Source organism: Pseudomonas sp. NFX5 (assembly GCF_049132125.1).
Taxonomy (GTDB): domain Bacteria; phylum Pseudomonadota; class Gammaproteobacteria; order Pseudomonadales; family Pseudomonadaceae; genus Aquipseudomonas; species Aquipseudomonas marginalis.
On record NZ_JAFMZG010000015.1, the window covers coordinates 1 to 22,286 of the forward strand.

Annotated in this window: 23 protein-coding genes; 10 read left to right on the top strand and 13 right to left on the bottom strand. The window is 64.2% G+C overall.

What is annotated here, in order from left to right; translation table 11 throughout:
* The first annotated feature begins 220 nt into the window (after positions 1-220).
* Positions 221-2,113, top strand: a complete 1,893-nt coding sequence (locus J1N02_RS09920) for a TonB-dependent receptor domain-containing protein (protein WP_421147331.1) — start codon at positions 221-223, stop codon at positions 2,111-2,113.
* A gap of 18 nt (positions 2,114-2,131) precedes the next feature.
* On the opposite strand, the gene J1N02_RS09925 is transcribed toward J1N02_RS09920, so the two are convergent.
* From J1N02_RS09925 to nrdR, 11 genes are all read right to left on the bottom strand, one after another.
* Positions 2,132-2,920 carry a cobalamin-binding protein gene (locus J1N02_RS09925; RefSeq protein WP_421147332.1) on the bottom strand — a complete coding sequence of 263 codons (789 nt, stop codon included), beginning with the start codon at positions 2,918-2,920 and terminating at the stop codon, positions 2,132-2,134.
* Positions 2,917-3,336: a hypothetical protein gene (locus J1N02_RS09930; RefSeq protein WP_027605198.1), complete on the bottom strand. Its 420-nt coding sequence runs from the start codon at positions 3,334-3,336 to the stop codon at positions 2,917-2,919. The genes J1N02_RS09925 and J1N02_RS09930 overlap by 4 nt, the downstream gene beginning before the upstream one ends.
* Positions 3,333-3,950: a GTP cyclohydrolase II gene (gene ribA / locus J1N02_RS09935; RefSeq protein ID WP_027605197.1), complete on the bottom strand. Its 618-nt coding sequence runs from the start codon at positions 3,948-3,950 to the stop codon at positions 3,333-3,335. The genes J1N02_RS09930 and ribA overlap by 4 nt, the downstream gene beginning before the upstream one ends.
* Positions 3,951-4,079: 129 nt before the next feature.
* Positions 4,080-4,808 carry a substrate-binding periplasmic protein gene (locus J1N02_RS09940; RefSeq protein ID WP_421147333.1) on the bottom strand — a complete coding sequence of 243 codons (729 nt, stop codon included), beginning with the start codon at positions 4,806-4,808 and terminating at the stop codon, positions 4,080-4,082.
* 64 nt (positions 4,809-4,872) lie between these two features.
* Positions 4,873-5,838 (bottom strand): thiamine-phosphate kinase, encoded by a 966-nt coding sequence (gene thiL / locus J1N02_RS09945; RefSeq protein ID WP_027605195.1) that lies wholly within the window; start codon positions 5,836-5,838, stop codon positions 4,873-4,875.
* A gap of 18 nt (positions 5,839-5,856) precedes the next feature.
* Complete coding sequence (nusB, locus tag J1N02_RS09950) at positions 5,857-6,357, bottom strand: transcription antitermination factor NusB (RefSeq protein WP_027605194.1); 501 nt, start codon at positions 6,355-6,357, stop codon at positions 5,857-5,859.
* A complete protein-coding gene (ribE, locus tag J1N02_RS09955) occupies positions 6,354-6,830 on the bottom strand; it encodes a 6,7-dimethyl-8-ribityllumazine synthase (RefSeq protein WP_003176356.1) in 477 nt (158 codons plus the stop codon). Before ribE ends, nusB begins: the two co-directional genes overlap by 4 nt.
* Positions 6,831-6,918: 88 nt before the next feature.
* The gene (gene ribBA, locus J1N02_RS09960; protein WP_027605193.1) at positions 6,919-8,010 is read right to left on the bottom strand and encodes a bifunctional 3,4-dihydroxy-2-butanone-4-phosphate synthase/GTP cyclohydrolase II; all 1,092 of its coding nucleotides are present in this window, start codon (positions 8,008-8,010) and stop codon (positions 6,919-6,921) included.
* A gap of 15 nt (positions 8,011-8,025) precedes the next feature.
* The gene (locus tag J1N02_RS09965) at positions 8,026-8,688 is read right to left on the bottom strand and encodes a riboflavin synthase (RefSeq protein ID WP_065946586.1); all 663 of its coding nucleotides are present in this window, start codon (positions 8,686-8,688) and stop codon (positions 8,026-8,028) included.
* Between the two features lie 47 nt (positions 8,689-8,735).
* Positions 8,736-9,872, bottom strand: coding sequence for a bifunctional diaminohydroxyphosphoribosylaminopyrimidine deaminase/5-amino-6-(5-phosphoribosylamino)uracil reductase RibD (gene ribD / locus J1N02_RS09970; protein WP_065942243.1), 1,137 nt, complete (start codon positions 9,870-9,872; stop codon positions 8,736-8,738).
* The gene (gene nrdR / locus J1N02_RS09975; protein WP_027605190.1) at positions 9,869-10,339 is read right to left on the bottom strand and encodes a transcriptional regulator NrdR; all 471 of its coding nucleotides are present in this window, start codon (positions 10,337-10,339) and stop codon (positions 9,869-9,871) included. The genes ribD and nrdR overlap by 4 nt, the downstream gene beginning before the upstream one ends.
* A gap of 140 nt (positions 10,340-10,479) precedes the next feature.
* Between nrdR and J1N02_RS09980 the strand changes: the two genes are divergently transcribed.
* Genes J1N02_RS09980 through trxA form a run of 3 tightly spaced genes read left to right on the top strand, consistent with a single transcriptional unit; the run spans position 10,480 to position 12,499 of the window.
* Complete coding sequence (locus J1N02_RS09980) at positions 10,480-10,935, top strand: YbaY family lipoprotein (protein WP_027605189.1); 456 nt, start codon at positions 10,480-10,482, stop codon at positions 10,933-10,935.
* Positions 10,932-11,594: a class I SAM-dependent methyltransferase gene (locus tag J1N02_RS09985; RefSeq protein WP_421147334.1), complete on the top strand. Its 663-nt coding sequence runs from the start codon at positions 10,932-10,934 to the stop codon at positions 11,592-11,594. Before J1N02_RS09980 ends, J1N02_RS09985 begins: the two co-directional genes overlap by 4 nt.
* A 32-nt stretch (positions 11,595-11,626) precedes the next feature.
* On the top strand, positions 11,627-12,499 hold the full coding sequence (gene trxA, locus J1N02_RS09990) for a thioredoxin (protein ID WP_421147335.1): 873 nt from the start codon (positions 11,627-11,629) through the stop codon (positions 12,497-12,499).
* On the opposite strand, the gene J1N02_RS09995 is transcribed toward trxA, so the two are convergent.
* The gene (locus J1N02_RS09995) at positions 12,496-12,843 is read right to left on the bottom strand and encodes a hypothetical protein (RefSeq protein WP_108574238.1); all 348 of its coding nucleotides are present in this window, start codon (positions 12,841-12,843) and stop codon (positions 12,496-12,498) included. The two genes, trxA and J1N02_RS09995, sit on opposite strands and share 4 nt — an antisense overlap.
* Before the next feature lie 131 nt (positions 12,844-12,974).
* Here J1N02_RS09995 and J1N02_RS10000 point away from each other — a divergent pair, with 131 nt between their 5' ends.
* The 5 genes from J1N02_RS10000 (at position 12,975) to J1N02_RS10020 (ending at position 16,884) form a co-directional block, all read left to right on the top strand.
* Entirely contained in the window at positions 12,975-13,574 is a 600-nt protein-coding gene (locus tag J1N02_RS10000; RefSeq protein ID WP_092358196.1) for a DUF2796 domain-containing protein, read from the top strand.
* Between the two features lie 6 nt (positions 13,575-13,580).
* Complete coding sequence (locus tag J1N02_RS10005; protein ID WP_027605184.1) at positions 13,581-14,291, top strand: ABC transporter ATP-binding protein; 711 nt, start codon at positions 13,581-13,583, stop codon at positions 14,289-14,291.
* Between the two features lies 1 nt (position 14,292).
* Positions 14,293-15,558, top strand: a complete 1,266-nt coding sequence (locus J1N02_RS10010) for an ABC transporter permease (protein WP_092358194.1) — start codon at positions 14,293-14,295, stop codon at positions 15,556-15,558.
* 11 nt (positions 15,559-15,569) lie between these two features.
* The gene (locus J1N02_RS10015; protein ID WP_074847751.1) at positions 15,570-16,091 is read left to right on the top strand and encodes a DUF3299 domain-containing protein; all 522 of its coding nucleotides are present in this window, start codon (positions 15,570-15,572) and stop codon (positions 16,089-16,091) included.
* Between the two features lie 94 nt (positions 16,092-16,185).
* Positions 16,186-16,884 (top strand): OmpW/AlkL family protein, encoded by a 699-nt coding sequence (locus tag J1N02_RS10020; protein WP_027605181.1) that lies wholly within the window; start codon positions 16,186-16,188, stop codon positions 16,882-16,884.
* 99 nt (positions 16,885-16,983) lie between these two features.
* Here J1N02_RS10020 and J1N02_RS10025 read toward each other — a convergent pair whose 3' ends face one another.
* A complete protein-coding gene (locus J1N02_RS10025) occupies positions 16,984-17,868 on the bottom strand; it encodes a sugar nucleotide-binding protein (protein ID WP_027605180.1) in 885 nt (294 codons plus the stop codon).
* A 166-nt stretch (positions 17,869-18,034) separates the two neighbouring features.
* Here J1N02_RS10025 and J1N02_RS10030 point away from each other — a divergent pair, with 166 nt between their 5' ends.
* Positions 18,035-22,282 (top strand): Lhr family helicase, encoded by a 4,248-nt coding sequence (locus J1N02_RS10030; protein WP_421147336.1) that lies wholly within the window; start codon positions 18,035-18,037, stop codon positions 22,280-22,282.
* Positions 22,283-22,286 lie beyond the last annotated feature (4 nt).

The following is a 22,286-nucleotide window of genomic DNA, read 5'->3' on the forward strand; positions in this document are numbered from 1 at the left end:
CCTGTGTGATTATCCCTTGGGGAGGCTTGGACGAGGTATGACCCGCGTCCAGGCCTCAAATGTGTAAACGATGTCCCCGGTTTCAGATGTAAACGATGTCTACGGTTCTACACCCCGATAGCGGTGGATCAGTTACAGCTACTGAGACTGACACACTGCAATCGGGGGCAAGCCCCCTCCCACATTTGATTGTGCCATCTTCAAACGCTATGGACAGCCCATGAAACACCTGTACCTTGCCCTGCCGCTTCTTTTGCCCTCCCCTGAATTGCTCGCCGACACCCGCGACAACGCCCTGAAACTCCCCGACGTCGTCATCAGCGCCAACCGCCAGGTCCAGGCACGCAACGACAGCAGCGCCGCCAACACCGTGTTCACCCGCGACGACATCGACCGCCTGCAACCCACCAGCCTCACCGACCTGCTCAGCCGTGTGCCCGGCGTACAAGTCGCCCCCTCCGGTGGCCGTGGCAGTTTGCCGGGCATCTACCTGCGGGGCACCAAGTCCGCCCAAAGCCTGGTGTTGGTCGACGGCCAGCGCATCGCCAACACCACCTCCGGCGACAGCGGCCTGCAATACCTCAGCGTCGACCAGATTGAGCGGGTGGAAGTGCTGCGCGGCTCGCGCTCGGTGATCTACGGCAGCGACGCGATCGGCGGCGTGATCCAGGTATTCACCCGGCGCAATGCCGCGCAAGGCGTGCAACCGCGGGTGAAACTCGGGTTCGGCAGCCACAACACCTGGGAGCGCAGCCTTGGCCTTTCGGGCGGTGACACACAGACGCGCTTCAACCTGGGCGCGAGCCTGGATGACACGGCCGGCATCAACTCAACCCGCCAGTCGTTCCCCAGCGACGGCGACCATGATGCTTATCGCAACCAGTCCGTGAGCCTGAACCTCAGCCACTCCTTCAGCGATGAACTGGAGGTGGGCTTCAATCTGTTGGATAACCGTGGCAAGTCGGAGTACGACAACAGCTTCGGCCGCTACGCCGCCGCCACCGGGCAAACCGTCGGCCAGAAACCCTACACCGACTACGCCGTGAGCAGCGCCAGCGGCTATGTCGACGCCACGCTCAATGAGCACTGGCAATCGCGCCTGGAGCTGGGCCACAGCGAGAATCGCGACACCAAGCGCGACACCCTCAGCGATGATTTCAGCGTATTCAACACCTACCGCGACTCGGTCAACTGGCAGAACGACCTGACCCTGGACGATCAAAACAACCTGATCCTCGGCGGCGACTGGTACGAAGACCGCTTCCACGGCTCCACCACCTTTACCGAAAACAGCCGCTGGAACCGCGCCGCCTTTGTGCAGCATCGCTTTCACAGCGCGTGGTTTTCCACCGAACTGGGCCTGCGTCACGACCAGAACCAGCAGTTCGGCGGGCAGAACAGCTGGAGCGGCACCCTGACCTTGCCGGTCAACCCCGACAATGACCTGCTGCTGAGCTACAGCGAAAGCTTCCGCGCGCCGACCTTCAACGACCTCTATTATCCGGACACGAAGTACAGCAACCCCCACCTGCAGCCCGAAACATCAAAGAGCTACGAACTGCAGTGGCGCAGCCAGTTGAGTGACAGCACGCGCCTGGAAGCTTCGCTGTACCGCACCGATTTGAGCGATGCGATCATTCTCGACCAAACCGGCAAGCCGCAGAATGTGGCGTCGGCACGCATCAACGGTGTTGAGACGGCGCTCAAGCAGGACCTGTTCGGCTGGCAAGGCAACCTCGGGCTGTCGATCATCGACCCCCGCGACCGCGACAGTGGCCACACCCTGGCCCGCCGGGCGCGGCGGACGTTGAGCCTGGACCTCGACCGGCAATTCGACCAGGTGGGCGTGGGCGCCAGTTGGCAGGCGATCAGCCACAGCTATGACGATGAAGCCAACACCCAGCGCCTGGGCGGCTATGGGTTACTCGGGCTGCGCGGCAGTTGGGCGGTGACACGGGAAGTGGGGCTGTCGCTGAAGGTCGACAACCTGCTGGACAAGTCTTATGCGCGGGCGCGCTACAGCTACAACGATCCGGCATTCGTCAACAATCACGATTACCGTGAAGAAGGCCGGATGTGGATGTTTGGCGTGACCTGGACACCTGAAATCTGATTGTGGCCTGGACCGGCCTCAGCGGCTCGGAGCAATCACCTGACACAGCCGCGCCAGCGCTTCCAGCATCTGCCCGCTGGGCCGTTCCAGGCCTTTATCCGGAACCAGCCGTACCCGCACCGCCATGGTTGGCCAGACCGTCCAGGCTTCCTTCTGAGCCTGATCGCCCACCAGGATCATCTCGGGATTGCGCTGCAATACCGCCTCGATGCTGACCTGCGGCGCGGGCAGCTTCAGGTCGTCAAACACATTGCGCGCACCGCACACGCTCAGCGCGTCGCTGATGATCTGGCCGCCGCCCACGGTGTACAGCGGCTGGTTCCACACCTGGTAGAACACCCGCAACGGTTCGGCCCGCTGATAACGCTGACGCAACTGCGCCAGGCGCTGGCGCAGGTGCGCGGCCAATTGCCGGCCGGCGTCGGCACGGCCCAATTGCTCCGCGATGGCCTGGACCTGGGTGGTGAGTTGTTCGAGGCTATGGGGTTCGGCGACGTACACCGGGATATTCAGGCGCTGCAGCTGCTCGCGCTGGGCGGGGCCGACGCTGCCGGGCCAGAGCAGGATCAGGTCGGGCTTGAGGCTCAGCAGGCGCTCCATGTCCAACTGCCCATAACGCCCAACCGACGGCACGTCCGCCAGTGCCACCGGCCGGTCGCCGCCATCGAGCACGCCCACCAGCAGGTCGGCAGCACCCAGCTCAGCCACGATTTCAGAAAGTGAAGGCGCCAGACTGACGACACGTTCGACCGCCAGGCCCTGGGCACTGAATGCCAGCAGCAGCATCGCCAGCCAGCGGCGCATCATCCCAACTGACGCGGGATGCGGTAGAGGTAAAACAACACCGTCGTCGACAGCGCCAACAGGAAAAGCGGCACCGCTTCCAGCCCGACGAACACCGCCAGTGCGCCCACCCAGGCCGGCACGGCCGCCACCATCAAGGCCGTGCGCCGACGCGCCGCCAGGGTGATCCAGGCAGCCGGTTCTTCAGCGGTATCGAGGGCTTTGGAGGTGGCGATCAGGGCGTGTTTATAGCCGTTGAAGTAGCGCAGGCTGAGGAACATCGACGCCACGCCGGCGATAAAGAACGGCATGGCCAGCACTGGCAGCAAGGGCTCGGCCTGGCCAAACACCAGGTTGATCACGAACAGCGGGAGCAGCGCCAGGGCCAGATACTGCCACCAGCTGAAGGACAGTCGCCGTTTCACCTGGCCACGGGTCACGCGCGGTCGACCTCGCCTTGATGCTCATTGCCCATCATGTGGTCGAGCTTGCTGGCCTTGGTCGCCAGGTAGAGTTTGTTATGCGGGTTATGCCCGGTGTGCAGCGGTACGCGCTCGGCCACGGCGATGCCCATCTCGGTCAAGGCCTTGACCTTGCGCGGGTTGTTGGTCATCAGGCGCAGGGACTTCACGCCCAGGTGTTCCAGCATCGGCAGGCAGATCGCGTAGTCACGCTGGTCGGCGGCGAAGCCCAGGCGCTCATTGGCCTCGACGGTATCGGCGCCGCCGTCTTGCAGCTCGTAGGCGCGAATCTTGTTCAGCAGGCCAATGCCACGGCCTTCCTGACGCAAGTACAACAGCACACCACGGCCTTCACGGGCGATGGCGCGCATCGCGGCTTCCAATTGCGAGCCGCAGTCACAGCGCTGGCTGAACAGCGCATCGCCGGTCAGGCACTCGGAGTGCACGCGACCGAGAACCGGTGCGCCATCGGCGATATCGCCGAGGCTGAGCACAACGTGCTCGCGCCCGGTGGCTTCTTCGAGAAAGCCGCTCATGGTGAACGTGGCAAAAGGGGTAGGCAGCTTGGAAGCAGCGACGAAAACGACGGGCACCGTGTGCTCCTGATTTCAGATTTCACAGAGGCGGGCATTGTAACAGCAGGTTCCTACAGACGCTTAAGCTGAATTATCGCTGATAAAGATCAATCGGTTTGATTGGCCTTCGTCCCGGTTCTATGCAGGTCAGAACGGATACGGCAGTTTCCAGCGCAGGAAAATCGGCTTCAGTTCGCCGCTTTTCACCAGGACCGCCATGCGCTGGTCAAACACGGTGCGTAATGCCCGCCCACGCTCGGTATCGGCAAACCCCACGTCGAGCGGCAGGTCGATGATGTGGGTGAGCCGGAACTGGGACGGGGCGTCCGCCTGACTGAGAACGTATCGGGCTTCGGTGAGCGCATCAATGTAGAAGTCGGCACGACCATGCTGCAGCATCGGCAAGATGCCATCGCGCCGCTGGATCTGATTGAAACGGCGCACATGGGGCAAATACGCCTCGTACTTGTAGCCCCGCACCCAGGCCAGGCGATAATCCCCCAGCGTCGCGGCGCTCGGTATCGGCGAGGTCGCCAGCCCAAGGGCGTAGATGGGGTCGGAATCGAAGTTCCAGTGCGGGTAGAGCACACCCTTGACTTCATCGCGGTAGGAACCGACCCAGCCATCCACTTCACCGCGCTGGGCCAGGCCGACCGAGCGGGTATAGGGCTCAATGCGGGTTTGCAGGGTGATCCCGACCGGTTCGAAGACGTGCCGCAACACATCCCAGGCCAGGCCGCTGCCGTCGGCATTGGTGTAGTCGTCCCAGGCCTCGCTGGCCAGCATGACCTTGCCGGGCACCACCGGCACCTCCTGCGCCTGGGCCCATGCCGGAAGGACACACAGCAGCATCAGCAGCCAGCGGCGTACATCCATGGCGATGATCTCCTGCAAATCCAGCATCCAGAACGACGTAATAGAGCGTAGCGCAGCACGCGATTCAGGGTGCCGGACAAAAATGTTGATAGCCACGGATGGCCGGGGTGATGTCTTGCCCGAGAGCGTCAAGCAGCGTTACGCCCTGCCCCGCCTGGACCTGGCCGATAACATGCACCGGCCAACCGTCAGCCAGCAACGGCGCCAACTCGACGGGCGGCAGGGTGAACACCAGCACGTAGTCATCGCCGCCGCTCAATGCGGCGACCCGCGCCTCGTCATCACCGACAAACGCCAGCAACGCGTTGGACAGCGGCAGCTTCTGGCGCTCGATCAACAGGCTGACAGCCGAGGCCTTGGCGATATGCCCGCAATCGGCCAGAAGACCGTCAGAAATATCCATCGCCGATGTGGCCTTGCCCCGTAGAGCCAGGCCCAGGGCCAACTGCGGTTGTGGCGACCAGTAATGGGCCAGCAGCGGGTCGGCAATCGCAGCATCGGCGCTGCGCTGCCCCAATACCAGCGGCAAGGCACCGGCGGCATTACCCAACTCGCCGCCGACACACAAGAGATCGCCCGGCTGTGCGCCGCTGCGGGTCAACGCTTGACCGGCCGGGACACGTCCAAACACGGTCAGGGTCAGGCTCAGCGGACCGCGCGTGGTGTCGCCGCCCACCAGGCCCACACCGCAGTTTTGCGCCATGGCGTTCAACCCCTGGGCATAGCGTTGCAGCCAATCGGCATCGACGGTCGGCGTAGTGAGTGCGAGGGTAAACGCGAGGGGGTGGGCGCCCATGGCGGCCAGGTCGCTGACCGCCACGGCCAGCGAGCGCTGGCCGAGCAGGAACGGGTCACAGGGGTCGGCAAAGTGCACGCCGGCCACCAAGGTATCGGTGGAAATTGCCAGCTGCTCCCCGGCGGGGAGCGCCAGCAGGGCACAGTCGTCGCCGATCCCCAGGGCAATGCCCTCGCCGCCCTGTGCGCACGGCGCGGCGGCGAAGTACTGGTGGATCAGCTCGAACTCGCCCATTCAGGACTCAAGCGCAGGTTAGCGCTTGTACGCCTTCACTTCGGCTTCACGCAGGCGCGGGGCCAGCTTGTCGAGCACACCGTTGACGAACTTGTGACCGTCGGTCGAACCGTAGACTTTCGCCAGTTCGATGCCTTCGTTGATCACCACGCGGTACGGCACGTCGACGCGCTTGAGCAGCTCCCAGGTGGACAGGCGCAGTACGGCCAGTTCAACCGGGTCCAGCTCTTCGAGGGTCAGGTCCAGGCACGGCGTCAATGCCGCATCGATCTCGGCCAGGTTGGCCGGAACGCCGTGCAGGATGTCGTGGAAGTAGCTCTGGTCGGCAAACGTGAAGTCGTTATCGACGCGAAACTGCGCTTCGATCTCGTTCAGCGAGGTGCCAGCCATGTGACGCTGGTACAGCGCCTGGGTGGCGAGCTGGCGGGCAGCACGGCGCTTTTCGCTTTTCGAAGGCTTGCCGGCGTCCGCTGGACGCTCGTCGCGCGGGTTGAAGCAATCGCTCTCGTCGGAAATCACTTGGCCTCCAACTGCGACAGCAGGCTGACCATTTCCAGGGCGGACAAGGCAGCTTCAGCGCCTTTGTTGCCGGCCTTGGTGCCGGAACGCTCGATGGCTTGCTCGATGGAATCCACGGTCAGTACGCCGAAAGCGACTGGCACGCCGAACTCCATGGACACCTGGGCCAGGCCCTTGGTGCATTCGCCGGCCACGTATTCGAAGTGCGGAGTACCGCCACGAATGACCGCGCCCAGGGCGATGATCGCCGCGTATTCACCCTGCTGAGCAACTTTTTGCGCAACCAGTGGAATTTCGAAGGCGCCAGGGGCGCGGATGATAGTGATGTCGCTCTCGCTCACACCGTGGCGAACCAGGGCATCCACGGCACCGCTTACCAGGCTTTCAACCACGAAGCTGTTGAAGCGGCCAACCACCAGGGCATAGCGGCCTTTGGGGGCGATGAAGGTACCTTCGATGGTCTTCAGGGTCATTCGACAAATCTCTTAAAGAGCCGGGACGCGAAAAGTGCGTCCCTCAGTGATGATTTAACCGCGAACAAGGGGCAAAAAGCGCCGGCCTTTATTCGGAGGGCACGTATTCTACAACTTCCAGATCGAATCCGGATATCGCATTAAATTTCATCGGTGCGCTCATCAGGCGCATTTTGCGCACACCGAGGTCACGCAGGATCTGCGAACCGGCACCGACGATGCTGTAGGTGGTCGGCGTTTTCACCTGGGTCTGCTCGGCGGTTTCGCGAATATGCGCGAGCAGCACGTCGCCATCCACCGGGTTACCCAGCAGCAGCACCACACCGCTGCCGGCCTCGGACACCGCAGCCATGGCGGCGCGCAGGCTCCAGCGGCCCGGTTGCTTGACCATCAGCAGGTCGCGCAGCGGGTCCATGTTGTGCACGCGCACCAGGGTCGGCTCGTCGGCGCAGATGGTGCCCAGGGTCAGGGCCATGTGCACGTCGCCTTCCACCGAATCACGGTAGGTCACCAAATTGAATTGGCCCAGTTCGCTGTCCAGTGGCTGCTCGGCAATCCGCTGAACGGTACGTTCGTGGATCATCCGGTAGTGAATCAGGTCGGCAATGGTGCCGACCTTGATGTTGTGTTCGGCGGCAAAGGCTTCGAGTTCGGCGCGGCGGGCCATGGTGCCGTCGTCGTTCATCACTTCGCAGATCACGCCACAGGGCTCGAAACCGGCCATGCGCGCCAGGTCGCAGGCGGCTTCGGTGTGGCCGGCGCGAGCGAGGGTGCCGCCCGGTTGAGCCATCAACGGGAAGATGTGGCCGGGGCTGACGATGTCTTCGGCCTTGGCGTCCTTGGCGGCAGCGGCTTGCACGGTGCGGGCACGGTCGGCGGCGGAAATGCCGGTGGTGACGCCGGTGGTCGCTTCAATCGATACGGTGAACTTGGTACCAAACCCTGAACCATTGCGCGGCGCCATCAACGGCAGCTTGAGCAGCTCGCAGCGCTCGCGGCTCATGGGCATGCAGATCAAGCCACGGGCGTGCTTGGCCATGAAGTTGATGTGCTCAGGCTTGCAGGCCTCGGCGGCCATGATGATATCGCCTTCGTTTTCGCGGTCTTCGTCATCCATCAGGATGACCATCTTGCCTTGGCGGATGTCTTCAACCAGTTCTTCGATGCTATTGAGCGCCACAGGGCACCCCCTTGGTCAGGATTTCAGGTAGCCGTTAGCGGCCAGAAAACTTTCGGTGATGTTACCGGCGGCAGGCTCTGCGGCCTTATCGCCCATAAGCAGGCGCTCCAGGTAACGGGCAAGCAAGTCGACCTCCAGGTTCACCCGGCGACCAGGCTGGTACGACGCCATGATGGTCTCGCTCAGGGTGTGGGGAATGATGGTCAGTTCGAATTCGGCGCCATTCACGGCGTTCACGGTCAGGCTGGTGCCGTCGACGGTGATCGAGCCTTTGTGGGCAATGTACTTGGCCAGCTCCTTGGGCGCGCGGATGCGGAATTCCACGGCGCGCGCATTTTCGCTGCGGGCCACCACTTCGCCGACGCCGTCGACGTGGCCACTGACCAGGTGGCCGCCCAGGCGAGTGGTCGGGGTCAGGGCTTTTTCCAGGTTGACCGGGCTGCCGGCCTTGAGGTCGTTCATCGCGGTGCAGTCCAGGGTTTCCCGGCTGACGTCGGCGGCAAAGCCGTTGCCCGGCAGTTCGACGACGGTCAGGCACACGCCGCTGACAGCGATGCTGTCCCCCAGCTTGACGTCGCCGAGGTCGAGCTTGCCGGTTTCAACCAGCAGGCGCACGTCGCCGCCCTTGGGGGTCATGGCGCGGATGCTGCCGATGGATTCGATAATGCCGGTGAACATGGCCTTCTCCTGGAAAACGGTGCGGGCACTTGAGCGCCCGGTCAGAATTATACGCTCGCTGCTGGCACAGGGATGGCAGTGACTCGCCAGTCGTCGCCTACAGCGCGCATTTCAGTGATCTTGAGTTGGGGAGCGTCGGCCAGCTTCTCAAGTGGCCAGTCCAGCAAAGGCCGGGCAGCGGAGCCGAGGAACTTGCCGGCGACGAAAATCACGTATTCGTCCACCAGGCCCTGCTGGGCAAACGCGCCCGCCAGGCTAGGGCCGGCTTCCACCAAGACGTCGTTGACGCCACGGGCGGCCAGCGCCACCAGCGCCGAGCGCAGGTCGACCTGGCCGTCCACGCCCGGCACCACCAGGCATTCGGGGCCACGGGGGAACTGGTTTTCCGCGGTGACGCAGGTGATGACCAGCGCCGGGCCGGCCTTGAAGAACGGTGCGTTGAGCGGCACGCGCAAACGGCCGTCGATCAGCACACGCAGCGGCGGGCGCGACATGGCCAGGGCCGTGGTGGCGTCGTCCAGGCCGAGTTCGGCGGCGCGGACGGTCAGGCGTGCGCCGTCGGCCAATACGGTGTCGGCACCGGTCAGCACCACGCTGGCCTCGGCGCGCAGGCGCTGCACGGCGGCGCGGGCGGCGGGGCCGGTGATCCATTGGCTTTCGCCGCTGGCCATGGCAGTGCGGCCGTCCAAACTCATCGCCAGCTTGACCCGCACAAACGGCAGGCCATGCTCCATACGCTTGAGGAAGCCCTTATTCAGGGCCCTGGCTTCACCTTCCAGCACGCCGCTGCGCACCTCGATTCCGGCCTGGGCCAGGCGCTGCATGCCGCGCCCGGCGACTTCCGGGTTGGGGTCCTGCATCGCTGCGACCACCCGCGCCAGCCCGGCACTCACCAGCGCATCGGCGCACGGCGGGGTGTGGCCGTAGTGGCTGCAGGGCTCGAGGGTTACGTACGCCGTGGCGCCGCGCGCCTTGTCACCGGCAGCCCGCAAGGCATGCACTTCCGCATGGGGCTCGCCGGTGCGCACATGCCAGCCTTCGCCGACAATCTGCCCAGCGCGGACAATCACGCAGCCCACACGCGGGTTGGGGTGGGTGGTGTACAGGCCGTTGCGCGCCAGTTCGAGGGCGCGGGCCATGTAATGGGCGTCCAGCACAGCCTGTTCAGCAGAAAGTGGGTTCATTCTTTGACCGGCTCACGGGCCAGGCGGTCGATCTCTTCGCGGAACTCGTTGAGGTCCTGGAAGCGTCGATACACCGAGGCGAAACGGATATAGGCGACTTCGTCGAGCTTTTGCAGCTCGCCCATCACCAGCTCTCCCACCACCAGGCTCTTGACCTCGCGTTCGCCGGTGGCGCGCAGCTTGTGCTTGATATGCGCCAGCGCCGCCTCCAGCCGCTCGACACTCACCGGGCGTTTTTCCAGGGCGCGCTGCATACCGGCGCGCAGTTTTTCTTCGTCGAAGGGCTGGCGGCTGCCGTCGGACTTGATCAGGCGCGGCAATACCAGTTCGGCGGTTTCGAAGGTGGTGAAACGTTCACCGCAGCCAGAGGCCAGGCATTCGCGCCGGCGACGCACTTGATCGCCCTCGGCGACCAGACGCGAGTCAATGACCTTGGTGTCGTTGGCACCGCAGAAGGGACAGTGCATGGTGGCAGGCAACAAAAAAAGGGAGGGCCATGGTAGCGCATCCCTGTGGCAAGACAAGCCATAGCCTTTACGGTATATAGGCAGGCCTATATGTTTCTTATATTTCAAGCCACGGATTTTGTCCTTTTCTGGAGCCGTACATGCAGTTACGACCACTTGTTTTGCTCACCGTGTTCAGTGTCCTGGTCGCCTGCAGCAGCGAAGCCCCCAAGCCGGCCGCCCCTCAACCGACGCCTGCACAAGAGAAAAAAGTCCCCGGCATTGAAGACCTCGGTCCCCTGCCCGCCTATCAACGCGAAATCAGCGGCAGCCTCACCAACGTACCGGCCGGCGCCGAAGTCGAGATGGCGCTGCTGGTGATCGATGACCGTTCGCGCCCGCAACAACTGTTGGCGAGCAGCGTCTTGACCGGCAACGGCAAGCCCCTGGCCTTCCGCCTGCGCTACAACCCCGAGGCGTTCCCAGCCGGTGCGCGGGTTGAATTGCGTGGCCGTGCCAGCCAATCCGGCCAGTTGATCCTGCACCTGCCTGCCGTGCGCATCACCCAGGCGATCACCCAGACCACCGGCCCTCTGGAACTCGTCAAGGCGCCATGACGCCGCCGCTGGACTTGCAGCGCGCCCTGAGCGCGCTGATCGGCGACGCCCAACTGGTGCCCTGCCCGCTGCCGGGTACTGCGCTTTCATTGTGGCTGCTGGATGCGGACAACATGGACCGCGCCTTCAGCCCCGAGGAAACCCGACGCATCCTGCATGAACCGCCCTACTGGAGTTTTTGCTGGGCCAGCGGCTTGGCGCTGGCGCGGTATCTGGCGGCGAACCCGCAATGGGTGAAAGGCAAGCGCGTGCTGGATTTCGGCGCGGGCTCCGGTGTGGCCGGGATTGCCGCGGTCAAAGCCGGCGCGCTGGAAGTGGTGGCCTGCGACCTGGACCCGCTGGCGTTAGCGTCCTGCCGGGCGAATGCCGAACTCAACGGTGTGGAACTGAGTTACTCGGCGGACTTTTTCGCCGAAGCCGACCGCTTCGACCTGATCCTGGTCGCCGACGTGCTCTACGACCGCGCCAACCTGCCGTTGCTCGACCACTTCCTCAGCCGAGGCCGCGAAGCGCTGGTGGCGGACTCGCGCGTGCGGGACTTCCAGCACCCCGCTTATCGGCGGCTGGAGATACTCGATGCACTGACGTTGCCGGACTTGGCCGAGCCTTGGGAGTTTCGCAAGGTGAGCCTGTACCATTCGCGGCGCCAGCCCTTATAGTTGCCCCATTCCCGCTTTATTCGAGACGCCCCATGAGTGAACCCACGCCGTACATCTTCGACGTCACCAGCGCCAATTTCGACCAGGCCGTGATCCAGAACTCCTTCGAAAAACCCGTGCTCGTGGATTTCTGGGCCGAATGGTGCGCGCCGTGCAAGGCGTTGATGCCGATGCTGGCGCAGATTGCCCAGAGTTATCAGGGTGAGCTGCTGCTGGCCAAGGTCGATTGCGAGGCGGAGCAGGACATCGTCGCGCGCTTTGGCATTCAAAGCCTGCCGACGGTGGTGCTGTTCAAGGATGGCCAGCCGGTGGATGGGTTTGCCGGGGCGCAGCCGGAGTCGGCGGTGCGGGCGCTGCTGGAGCCTCACGTGAAGATGCCACCACCGGCGGCGGCTGACCCGCTGGAGCAGGCCCAGGCGCTGTTTGCCGATGGCCGCATCAGCGACGCCGAGGCCGTGCTGGTGGCGCTGCTGGGTGAAGACAACACCAACGCCACCGCGTTGATTCTGTACGCCCGTTGCCTGGCCGAACGCGGTGAGTTGGGTGAAGCCCAAACCGTGCTCGATGCGGTGAAGAGCGATGACCACAAAGCAGCGCTCGCCGGCGCCAAGGCGCAAATCACCTTCCTGCGCCAGGCCGCCGACCTGCCGGACGCCGCCGAGCTGAAAAGCCGCCTGGCGCAAAACCCGCAGGATGACGAAGCCGCCTATCAACTGGCGATTCAGCAACTGGCGCGCCAGCAGTACGACGCGGCGCTGGAAGGCTTGCTCAAGCTGTTTATCCGCAACCGCAGCTACAGCGAAGGCCTGCCGCACAAGACCTTGCTGCAGGTATTCGAACTGTTGGGCAATGATCACCCGCTGGTGACCGTGTACCGCCGCAAGTTGTTCGCCGCGCTGTACTAATCGCCGATCCAACTGTACAGCGGCGTATCCCCGCCGCTGGCCACCTTGACCTTGGCGCTATGGCGCAGGCGCACCAACAGGCGCTTGCCCGCCGCGGCATCCCCCGCCAAACCTTCCAGTCGATCAAGCAGTTCCAGGCCACTGAGTTGCCCGGCGTTGCGCAACAGGTCCTGGGCGTTCTGCCACAGATCATCGTTCGGCTTGACCGGCGCTGCCGGCGCGGCGGGCGCACTTGCCATGGGCGTTGCCTGCAACTGCGCGCCGAGTCGTGCCCAATCGCCGTCGTCCAGCTCCAGGGTCAAGTCCACCGGCAGGTCGCCGATGGTTCCACGAATTCGCAACATCGTCCTTACTCCTGCATTTTTTCTGACGAGCATGCTCCCATGCGGCTTGCGCAACGCCAAGCGGGCGGGCAAACTCTCGGCACTATTGTTATAAGATCACATAACAAAACTTTCATCTCTGGAGCTTTCCCATGCGCCGTCTGTTGCTTGCTTTGCCGTTTGCCCTGTTGCCACTCGCCATCGCTCAAGCTGCCGACGAGCATGACCACGATCACGAACACGGCAGCCTCGGCGCCCACGAACATGGCGTCGGCCGCCTTAACGCGGTACTCGACGGCCAGGCCCTGGAGCTTGAACTGGACAGCCCGGCGATGAACCTGGTGGGCTTCGAACACCTCGCCACCAGCGCAGCCGACAAAGCCAAGGTCGCCGCTGCACGCAAACAACTGGAGAACCCACTGGCGCTGTTCAACCTGCCCAAGGCCGCCGGTTGCGTGATCAGCTCCCAGGAACTCAACAGCCCGCTGTTCGGCGACAAACCGGAAGCCGACCACGACGACGATGATGACCACGACGCCAAAGACGGCGCCCACGAGCATCATCACGATCACAGTGAAATCCACGCCCACTACCAATTCACCTGTGCCACGCCGACCGCCCTGGGCAACCTGGACCTGACCCAGGTGTTCAAGACCTTCCCCGCCACCCAGAAAATTCAGGTACAACTGATCGGCCCGAGCGGCCAGCAAGGTGTTGAAGCGACCGCCACCGCAGCCACCCTGAAGTTCTGAGTGCCCATGACCCACCCATTGATCGAACTGTCTGACCTGGGCTTCAACTGGCCCGGTCACCCACAGTTGCTGGACATCCCCGCGTTCCGCCTGGAAGCGGGGGAAACCCTGTTTCTCAAGGGGCCGAGCGGCAGTGGCAAAACCACCTTGCTCGGCCTGCTCGGCGGTGTGCAGAAGCCCAGCCAGGGCAGCATCCGCCTGCTCGGCCAGGAGTTGACCGAACTCTCGGCCGGCGCCCGGGACCGCTTTCGCGTTGACCACACCGGCTATATCTTCCAGCAGTTCAACCTGCTGCCGTTCCTGTCGGTGCGCGAGAACGTCGAGCTGCCCTGTCACTTTTCCAAGCTGCGCGCGCAACGGGCGATCCAACGCCACGGCAGCGTCGACCAGGCCGCCGCGACCTTGCTGGCGCACCTGGGTTTGAAGGACAAAGACCTGCTGGAGCGCCGTGCCGACTCGTTGTCCATCGGCCAACAGCAACGGGTGGCCGCCGCCCGTGCACTGATCGGCCAACCGGAGTTGGTGATCGCCGACGAGCCCACTTCCGCCCTGGACTACGACGCCCGCGAAGCCTTCATTCGACTGCTGTTCGCCGAATGCCGCGAAGCCGGCGCCAGCCTGTTGTTTGTCAGCCATGACCAGAGCCTGGCGCCGCTGTTCGACCGCAACCTGTCGCTGGCCGAACTCAATCGCGCCGCCACGCCCGCAGAGGTTTGAGATGTATCTGTTTCGTCTAGCCATGGCCAGCCTGGCTAACCGCCGCTTTACCGCGATCCTCACCGCCTTCGCCATCGCCTTGTCGGTGTGCCTGCTGCTGGCGGTGGAACGCGTGCGCGTTGAGGCCCGCAACAGTTTCGCCAGCACCATCAGCGGCACCGACCTGATCGTCGGCGCGCGCTCCGGTTCGGTCAACCTGCTGCTGTACTCGGTGTTCCGCATCGGCAACGCCACCAACAACATTCGGTGGGACAGCTACGAGCACTTCGCCGCCAACCCCCAGGTGAAATGGGCCATCCCGATTTCCCTCGGCGACTCCCATCGCGGTTACCGGGTGATGGGCACCAACGAGTCGTACTTCGAGCACTACCAGTACGGGCGCAAACAGAACCTGGAACTGGCCAGCGGCCGCGCCTTCGCCACCGACCCGTTCGAAGTGGTGCTCGGCGCCGAAGTCGCCGATGCCCTGCACTACAAGCTCGGCGACAAGCTGGTGCTGGCCCACGGCGTGGCGGTGGTCAGCCTGGTAAAACACGATGACAAACCGTTCACCGTGGTCGGTATTCTCAAGCGCACCGGCACGCCGGTGGACCGCACGCTGCATATCAGCCTCGGCGGCATGGAGGCGATCCATATCGACTGGCACAACGGCGTACCGGCCCAGGGCAAAGGCCGCATCAGTGCCGACCAGGCGCGCAACATGGACCTCACCCCGCAAGCCATCACGGCCTTTATGCTCGGCCTGAACAACAAGATTTCCACCTTCGCCCTGCAGCGGGAGATCAACGAATTCCGTGGCGAACCGATGCTGGCGATCCTGCCCGGCGTGGCGCTGCAAGAGCTGTGGAGCATGATGGGCACCGCCGAAAAAGCCTTGTTCGTGATCTCGCTGTTCGTGGTGCTGACCGGTTTGATCGGCATGCTCACCGCGATCCTCACCAGCCTCAACGAACGCCGCCGCGAAATGGCGATCCTGCGCTCGGTGGGCGCGCGGCCGTGGCATATCGCAACCTTGCTGATTTTCGAAGCCTTCGCCCTGGCCCTGTCCGGGGTGATCGCAGGCGTGGGCTTGCTGTATGTGTGCATCGCCGCATCGCGCGGGTATTTGCAGGCCAATTACGGCCTCGACCTGCCGATGTCGTGGCCCAGCGAATATGAATGGACCCTGCTCGCCGGTATCCTGGCGGCAGCGCTATTGATGGGCAGCGTGCCCGCCTGGCGCGCCTACCGACAATCCCTGGCCGATGGGCTGTCCATACGTTTATGAGGAAGGCTTCGATGCGTCGCGCTCTGTTTGCGTTATTGCTGCTGGTGGCCGTGCCGGCCTGGGCGGAGGACCAGCCCAGGGATTTGTCCTGGCAGGAGATGATCCCGCCGGACGCGCCGCCGGAAATCCCCAACATGAAACCGCTGCACGACCTGTCGAACATGGCCGATGCCTTGTCCGTCGAAGCGGCGCCAGCAGCCAAGCAGGATCTGCCCAATGCGCCGGTGGTGCAGAGTCTCGATGGCCAGCACATCCGCCTGCCCGGGTATATCGTGCCGCTGGAAGTCAGTGAAGAAGGGCGCACCACCGAGTTCCTGCTGGTGCCGTATTTCGGCGCGTGCATCCATGTGCCGCCGCCGCCATCGAATCAGATCGTGCACGTGAAAAGCGAACTCGGCGTGAAGCTCGATGAGCTCTACCAGCCGTACTGGATCGAGGGGGCGATGCAGGTCAAACCGTCCACCAGTGAACTGGCCGACGCCGGCTACCAGATGGATGCCGAGAAAATTTATATCTACGAACTGCCGGAATAACGCTGATCGCCCTTTCATTGAGCTGAGTCAAAAGACCGGACGGAACGATCTTTACCATTGGACGTACAACTTCTAAACGTCCTCTGGAGCTCCCATGAACAAGTCTCTGCTCGGCGCGTCCCTCTTCGCCCTCGCACTCGCCGCCCCTGCCGTCCACGCTCACGAAGCGGGCGACATTCTGATTCGTGCCGGTGCAATCACCGTGAACCCGAAGGCAGACAGCAGCACCGTCAAAGTTGACCAGGGCCCACTGGCCGGCGCCAACCTGGGCGGCAAGGCGACCATGAGCAGCGACACCCAGCTGGGCTTGAACTTCGCCTACATGCTCACCAGCCATGTCGGTATCGAACTGCTGGCGGCCACGCCGTTCGAGCATGACGTGAAGATCAAGGGCACCGCCCTCGGCGCCGCCAACGGCAAGCTCGGTACGCTGAAACACCTGCCGCCGACCCTGAGCGTCGTGTACTACCCGCTGGACAATAAATCCCCGTTCCAGCCGTATGTAGGCGCCGGTATCAACTACACCTGGATCTACGACGAACACGTCGGCAGCCGCGCCTCCGAAGCCGGCTTCAGCAACTTCAAGGCCGAGAACTCCTGGGGTTGGGCTGCGCAGATCGGCGCGGACTACATGATCAACGACAAGTGGATGATCAACGCCCAGGCCCGCTACATCGACATCAGCACCAAGGCCACCGTGGAAAACAACGCCGTGGCGCCTGGCACCCGGGCCAAGGTCAATGTGGACGTGGACCCGATGGTTTACATGGTGGGTATCGGCTACAAGTTCTAAGCAACACTGCATAACCAATGTGGGAGGGGGGTTGCTGTGGTGAGGGACAAGTCCCCATCACCACAGCAACCCCCCTCCCACATTTTGCTTTGTGTCGTGTCAGCTATGGCGGTAGAACCGGTCCAGCAACGCCGGTAACCCCGCTCGCCACGCCCGCGGCTTGATGCCGAAGGTGTGGAGGATTTTCTTGCAGGCCAGCACCGCATGCTGCGGTTCGTCTGCCGCATCCGGCCGTGCCGCGTGGGCCTGGGCGGTGGGCGCTTCAATGGCCAGCGCGTGGTAGCTGCGCGCTTCGGTGAGGATCGCCTGGCCCAGCGCCAGCGGCGTGGTCGCCTCATGCCCGGCGTAGTGGTAAGTGCCCCACAGCGGCGCCGCGCAATCGAGTTGCTTGAGCACCGAGATGATCACCCGCGCGGCATCGTCCACCGGCGTCGGGTTGCCGCGACGGTCGTCGGCCATCAGCAATTCATCCGGTTTCTCGGCCCGGGCCAGGAAGCGCCCGAGGGTGCCGTCGACGCTGTCATCCAGCAGCCAGCCAAAACGCAACAGCACATGTTGCGGACACGTCGCGCGCACGCTCTGTTCGATCCGCCATAACGCCTGGCCCCGCAGGCCCAGGGGCACCGGCTCGTCCTTTTCGCTGTAGGCGGTGGCGCGGGAGCCATCGAACACGCGGTAGCTGGACGGTTGCAGCAAGGTAATGTTGTGGTGCTGGCACAGTTCGGCCAGGCGCTCGATGGCGAACTCCTGGGCGGCCAGGCGGGTTTCGCTGACGGCTTCGGCCTGGAACCAGTCGAAATAGTAGGCGAGGTTGATCAACGCATCGGGACGGGTGTCGTCGAGCAATTGGGTGAGGCTTGCGGCATCCCAGCCGTCTTGGGGCGGTTTGGGTGCGAGGAAACCAATGTCTTCCTCTGCACCGAGGCGAATCAGCGCCTGCCCGAGGGCATTCCCGCCGCCCAGTAACATAAGGCGCATTCGCATAGATTGAGCAGGCCCGGTCTGTTTGGAACGATGGTTATGGTCGGCAAGCCCGTGAGGCGTGCCGTAGGTTTATTCCAGAATCGTTGCATTTTGCGGGTTTGTAGCGCAACCGTCACGGATAAAGTGCGGGGTTGCAACTTGTTGGAGCGGGCCGCATAACTTAGGCATGAACCTTCCTGAATCAACCGACACGGTATTGAACGGCTTCCACCCCGCCGTCAGCACCTGGTTCCGCCACACCTTCCCTTCGGTGACCAGCGCCCAGGCCCAGGCGTGGCCGCTGATCCGCCAGCGCCGCTCGACGCTGATCGCAGCGCCCACCGGCTCCGGCAAGACGCTGACGGCGTTCCTCGCGGTGCTCGATGACCTGGTTCACCAGGGCCTGGCCAACGGCGGGCAACTGCCGGACGAGACGCTGGTGGTGTATGTGTCGCCGCTCAAGGCGCTGTCCAACGATATCCAGATCAACCTGCAAACCCCGCTGGCCGGGATCACCGAGCATTTGCAGCGCCTGGGCCTGCCGCCACTGGTGATCCGCACCGCCGTGCGCACCGGCGATACCCCGCAGAAAGACCGCGCACAGATGCGCAAGCGCCCGCCGCATATCCTGGTGACCACACCGGAATCGCTCTACGTGCTGCTGGGCTCGGACTCCGGCCGGCAGATGCTGGCCAGCGCGCGCACGGTGATCGTCGATGAAATCCACGCCATCGCCGCCAGCAAACGCGGCAGCCACCTGGCCCTGAGCCTGGAGCGTCTGCAAGGCTTGTGCGCCGAGCCGCTGACCCGCATCGGTCTGTCGGCCACGCAAAAACCCATTGAAGCCGTGTCGCGCTTTCTGGTGGGCACTGAGCGAACGTGCGACATCGTCGACATCGGCCATGCCCGCCCCCGCGACCTGGATATCGAAGTTCCGCCGGTGCCGCTGTCGGCGGTGATGGCCAACGATGTCTGGGAGCTGGTCTACGACCGCCTCGCCGCCCTTGCCCGTGAGCACCGCACCACGCTGATCTTCGTCAACACCCGGCGCCTGGCCGAACGCCTGGCTCGGCACCTGAGCGAGCGCCTGGGCAAGAGCGCCGTGGCCGCCCACCACGGCAGCCTGGCCAAGGAAATGCGCCTGGATGCCGAGCAACGGCTCAAGGCCGGCGAGTTGCAAGTGCTGATCGCCACCGCGTCACTGGAGCTGGGGATTGATATCGGCGATGTCGATTTGGTGTGCCAGATCGGTTCGCCGGGCTCCATCAACGGCTTTCTGCAACGGGTGGGCCGCTCCGGGCACCAGGTCGGCGGCACGCCCAAGGGGCGCCTGTTCGCCACCACCCGCGACGATCTGATCGAATGCGCCGCCCTGCTCGATTGTGTGCGGCGGGGAGAACTGGACACCTTGCAGATCCCGGTGGCGCCCCTGGACGTGCTGGCCCAGCAGATCATCGCCGAGGTCAGTGCCCAGGAGTGGCCGGAGCAGGCCCTGCTTGACCTGATCCACCGCGCCGCGCCCTACGCCACCCTGGATGAACGCCACTACCAGGCGCTGCTGCAGATGCTCGCCGACGGCTACAACGGGCGCCAGGGTATCCGCAGCGCGTACCTGCACCGCGATGCCCTGACCCGCACCCTGCGCGGTCGCCGTGGCGCCAGGCTGACCGCCGTGACCAGCGGCGGCACCATCCCCGACAACGCCGACTACAGTGTGTTGCTCGAACCCCAGAGCCTGAACATCGGCAGCGTCAACGAAGACTTCGCGGTGGAAAGCATCGCCGGGGATATCTTCCAGCTCGGTAATACGTCCTACAGGATCCTGCGGGTCGAAGCCGGCAAAGTGCGGGTCGAAGACGCCCATGGCCAGCCGCCGACCATTCCGTTCTGGCTCGGCGAAGCGCCGGGGCGCAGCAATGAGTTATCCGCCGCGGTCGCGCGTTTGCAGGGGCAACTCGACACCCTGCTCAGCGCCAGCCCCGGCGACCTGCAACCGGCGCAAGAGTGGCTCACCGGCACCCTTGGCCTGAACCGCGCCAGCACCGAACAGATCCTCGATTACCTGGCCCGCGCGCGCCTGGCCCTCGGCGCGTTGCCGTCCCGGGACACGTTGATCATGGAGCGGTTTTTCGACGAATCCGGCGGCACCCAGTTGATCATCCACACGCCGTTCGGCAGCCGCATCAACCGGGCCTGGGGCCTGGCCTTGCGCAAGCGTTTTTGCCGCACCTTCAATTTCGAATTGCAGGCGGCAGCCAGCGAAAATGCGATCGTGCTGTCGCTATCCACCAGCCACAGTTTCGAGCTGGATGAGGTGTGGCGTTACCTCAACAGCCACAGTGCTGAACACCTGCTGATCCAGGCGGTGCTGGATGCGCCGCTGTTCGGCGTGCGCTGGCGCTGGAACGCCGGCGTGGCCCTGGCGCTGCCGCGCTTTACCGGCGGACGCAAAGTGGCGCCGCAGCTGCAGCGTATGAAGAGCGAAGACCTGATCGCCAGTGTGTTCCCCGACCAGATCGCCTGCCTGGAAAACCTCGCCGGCGAACGCGAAGTGCCCGAGCACCCGCTGGTGGAACAAACCCTCGATGACTGCCTGCACGAAGCCATGGACAGCGACGCCTGGCTTGCCTTGCTGCGGCGCATGGAGCGCGGCGAAGTGCGCTTGATCAGCCGCGACCTGCCGGCGCCCTCGCCCATGGCCGCCGAAATCCTCAGCGCGCGCCCCTACACCTTTCTCGACGATGCACCGCTGGAAGAACGCCGCACCCAGGCCGTGCTCAACCGCCGTTGGAGCGACCCGCAGAGCACCGACGACCTCGGCGCACTGGATGCGGACGCCATCGCCGGCGTGCGCGAAGAGGCCTGGCCGGCGCCCCATGGCGTGGATGAAATGCATGAGGCGCTGATGAGCCTGGCGTGCATCGCCAGTCACGAAGTCACGGTGCCATGGGCCGAGTGGCTGAACGCCTTGGCCAAGGCTGGCCGCGCCTTTCAATTGTCCAATGGCCTGTGGGTCGCGGTGGAGCGCCTGGGGTGTTTGCAGGCGATCTACCCCAACAATTTGCCGTTGCTCCCCGGCTTCGATGAGCCCTGGACCTTTGACGACGCGCTGGTGGAACTGCTGCGTGCGCGCCTGGGTGGCTTCGGCCCGCAGAGCATTATCGAGATCGCCGCGCCACTGGCCCTCCCGCTGGCCGACGTTACCCAGGCGCTGGCCCGCCTGGAGCAGGAAGGCTACGTGCTGCGCGGTCGCTTCAGCCCCGGCGCACTCGAGGAACAATGGTGCGAACGGCATCTGCTCGCCCGCATTCATCGCTACACGGTCAAGCGCCTGCGCCGGGAAATCGAGCCGGTGGCTCTGCAGGATTTCATGCGCTTCCTGTTCGATTGGCAGCATCTGTCCGACAGCACGCGGGGCCAGGGCAACGCGATGCTGCCGCAGATTGTAGGCCAGTTCGAAGGCTACGCCGCCGCCACGTCGGCCTGGGACAGTGACCTGCTCAGTGCACGGCTCAAGGATTACTCATCGACCTGGCTCGACGAGCTGTGCCGCAGCGGCAGGCTGGTGTGGACGCGCTTGAGCAACAAGTCCGGCGCCATCGCCCTGCGCAGTACGCCGGTGGTGCTGTTGCCGCGCAGCCAGGTGGCATTGTGGAGCGGGCTCACCGAACCCACCGACAGCACGACGCTGTCGCCCAAGGCGCAGAAAGTCCACCTGGCCTTGCGCGAACACGGCGCGCTGTTTTTCGATGAGCTGGTGCACGAAGCCCATCTGCTGCGCAGCGAACTGGAAACCGCCTTGCAGGAACTGGTCGGCGCCGGCCTGGTGAATGCCGACAGTTTTGCCGGGTTGCGCGCACTGACCACCCCGGCCAGCAAGCGCCAGGCGCGCAGCAGTCGGCGCGGGCGTGGGGCGTTTATCGGCGGCATGGACGATGCCGGGCGCTGGGCGCTGATTCGCCGCCCCTCGACCGCCGCCGGCCCGCACTCGGCCGAAACCCTGGAACATGTGGCGATGACCTTGCTGCGCCGTTATGGCGTGGTGTTCTGGCGCTTGCTGGAGCGCGAGGCGGATTGGTTGCCGAGTTGGCGCGAACTGCTGCGCACATTCCATCGGCTGGAAGCCCGGGGTGAGATTCGCGGTGGGCGGTTTGTCAGCGGGCTGGCGGGTGAGCAGTTTGCGTTGCCGGAGGCGATCCCGTTGCTGCGCGAGGTGCGGCGCCGCCCCCATGACGGGAGTTTGATCGCCGTGTGCGGGGCTGACCCGCTGAACCTGGTGGGCACATTGTTACCGGGCAGCAAGGTGCCGGCGGTGAGTGGGAATCGGGTTGTGTATCGGGATGGGTTGCCGGCGGCGGTGATGGTCGCCGGCAAGCAGCAGGTGTTGCTGGAGGTGGATCAGCAGGCGGTGCAGGAGAAGTTGATCAGGCATTGAATTT

What these genes read in the sequence shown, in the direction of transcription:
- J1N02_RS10000 (WP_092358196.1), top strand. Translation starts at nt 12,975, where the DNA reads ATGCGCCGTCTGTTGCTTGCTTTGCCGTTTGCCCTGTTGCCACTCGCC.
- J1N02_RS10030 (WP_421147336.1), top strand. Translation starts at nt 18,035, where the DNA reads ATGAACCTTCCTGAATCAACCGACACGGTATTGAACGGCTTCCACCCC.
- J1N02_RS10020 (WP_027605181.1), top strand. Translation starts at nt 16,186, where the DNA reads ATGAACAAGTCTCTGCTCGGCGCGTCCCTCTTCGCCCTCGCACTCGCC.
- J1N02_RS09980 (WP_027605189.1), top strand. Translation starts at nt 10,480, where the DNA reads ATGCAGTTACGACCACTTGTTTTGCTCACCGTGTTCAGTGTCCTGGTC.
- J1N02_RS10005 (WP_027605184.1), top strand. Translation starts at nt 13,581, where the DNA reads ATGACCCACCCATTGATCGAACTGTCTGACCTGGGCTTCAACTGGCCC.
- J1N02_RS09995 (WP_108574238.1), bottom strand. Translation starts at nt 12,843, where the DNA reads ATGTTGCGAATTCGTGGAACCATCGGCGACCTGCCGGTGGACTTGACC.
- J1N02_RS09985 (WP_421147334.1), top strand. Translation starts at nt 10,932, where the DNA reads ATGACGCCGCCGCTGGACTTGCAGCGCGCCCTGAGCGCGCTGATCGGC.
- ribE (WP_003176356.1), bottom strand. Translation starts at nt 6,830, where the DNA reads ATGACCCTGAAGACCATCGAAGGTACCTTCATCGCCCCCAAAGGCCGC.
- J1N02_RS09925 (WP_421147332.1), bottom strand. Translation starts at nt 2,920, where the DNA reads ATGATGCGCCGCTGGCTGGCGATGCTGCTGCTGGCATTCAGTGCCCAG.
- nrdR (WP_027605190.1), bottom strand. Translation starts at nt 10,339, where the DNA reads ATGCACTGTCCCTTCTGCGGTGCCAACGACACCAAGGTCATTGACTCG.
- J1N02_RS10025 (WP_027605180.1), bottom strand. Translation starts at nt 17,868, where the DNA reads ATGCGAATGCGCCTTATGTTACTGGGCGGCGGGAATGCCCTCGGGCAG.
- J1N02_RS09920 (WP_421147331.1), top strand. Translation starts at nt 221, where the DNA reads ATGAAACACCTGTACCTTGCCCTGCCGCTTCTTTTGCCCTCCCCTGAA.
- thiL (WP_027605195.1), bottom strand. Translation starts at nt 5,838, where the DNA reads ATGGGCGAGTTCGAGCTGATCCACCAGTACTTCGCCGCCGCGCCGTGC.
- J1N02_RS10010 (WP_092358194.1), top strand. Translation starts at nt 14,293, where the DNA reads ATGTATCTGTTTCGTCTAGCCATGGCCAGCCTGGCTAACCGCCGCTTT.
- J1N02_RS09965 (WP_065946586.1), bottom strand. Translation starts at nt 8,688, where the DNA reads ATGTTCACCGGCATTATCGAATCCATCGGCAGCATCCGCGCCATGACC.
- J1N02_RS09940 (WP_421147333.1), bottom strand. Translation starts at nt 4,808, where the DNA reads ATGGATGTACGCCGCTGGCTGCTGATGCTGCTGTGTGTCCTTCCGGCA.
- trxA (WP_421147335.1), top strand. Translation starts at nt 11,627, where the DNA reads ATGAGTGAACCCACGCCGTACATCTTCGACGTCACCAGCGCCAATTTC.
- J1N02_RS10015 (WP_074847751.1), top strand. Translation starts at nt 15,570, where the DNA reads ATGCGTCGCGCTCTGTTTGCGTTATTGCTGCTGGTGGCCGTGCCGGCC.
- ribD (WP_065942243.1), bottom strand. Translation starts at nt 9,872, where the DNA reads ATGAACCCACTTTCTGCTGAACAGGCTGTGCTGGACGCCCATTACATG.